The sequence below is a fragment of the Halomonas sp. B23F22_20 genome, assembly GCF_043496985.1.
GTDB lineage: Bacteria > Pseudomonadota > Gammaproteobacteria > Pseudomonadales > Halomonadaceae > Halomonas.
Genome location: NZ_JBIEKH010000064.1, coordinates 1 through 1,017 on the forward strand (window position 1 = coordinate 1; position 1,017 = coordinate 1,017).

The 1,017-nt window shown below is 60.6% G+C and carries 1 protein-coding gene; it reads right to left on the reverse strand.

Annotated features, from left to right (window positions below; translation table 11 throughout):
• Positions 1-985: IS481 family transposase (locus tag ACGTN6_RS20555; RefSeq protein WP_394594908.1), on the reverse strand; the 985-nt coding region annotated here is incomplete at its 3' end.
• Between the last annotated feature and the right edge of the window lie 32 nt (positions 986-1,017).

Genomic DNA, 1,017 nt, shown 5'->3' on the forward strand with positions numbered 1-1,017 from the left:
TGTCGGGTCCCGTGTGATTGACTACCCGCTTGGTAAATAACTCAGGACGCTTGGTCTGCCATTCTTTCATCATCGCAATCGGTGATTGATGGTGCAGCGCCTTCTGCGGGATGTGGTGATTGTACAGCCAAGTGTAGCGTTTGAGCGTCTGCTCCAGGTCCTCGCCTGAGGTATAGCGCCGAGTCGCCAGCACATCGCTGATACGGCCGTTGAAGCGCTCCACCATGCCGTTTGTCTGCGGCCTTCCCGGCTTGATCAGACGGTGCTCGATACCAAGGACCTGGCACTCTTGGTCAAACGGGTGGTTCCCGCTGGGCTTGCGCTCACCCGCCCGCGTGAAGCGATCGGTGAATGACTTGCCGTTGTCGGTCAGTACCGTCTGGACCTTGAAGGGAGCCTTTTCCTCCACCCGCTTCATGAACGCCCGCGCATCTTTCGCGGACTGGCTGCGTCTCACCTCCAGATGGACCCAGCGCGTGGCGCGATCGATGGCGACGTACAGGTAGCGTCTTTGCTCCTCGTCGGGCATCTGGGGCAGGTGCTTGATGTCGATGTGCACGTAGCCTGGTTCATAGTCTTTGAAGGGCTTGTGCAGGGGCTTCTCATCATCGCCCGCGTCCCGTCGATCCAGCTCTGCCAGGGTCGGTACCTCGCGCCGCTTGAGCATGCGATGCAGACCAGAACGCGACAAGCCAGGATTGAGGAACTCACGCGCCACGACGAGCAGATCATCCAGACCGAGGCGCAGGAATTCACGCGCCGCGATCAGCACCTCTTCCTGTTCGGAAGTGAGCGTGGCCAGCAGGTTGTGACGCGTGTGCGGTCGGTCCTGGACATCGTCACGGTACCGCCAGCGCCGGATGGTCGCGACGGCGACGCCGTACTGGCGTGCCAGCTCGCTGTCGCTGATGCTGGAAGGCGCTGCCTGGATCTCGGCCCGGATCTTCGGTGTGGTGGTCGCCTGTTTATGTAGCTTGATGTCCATATCCTTGCTCCCGGATGAACTGTTGAAGAAGC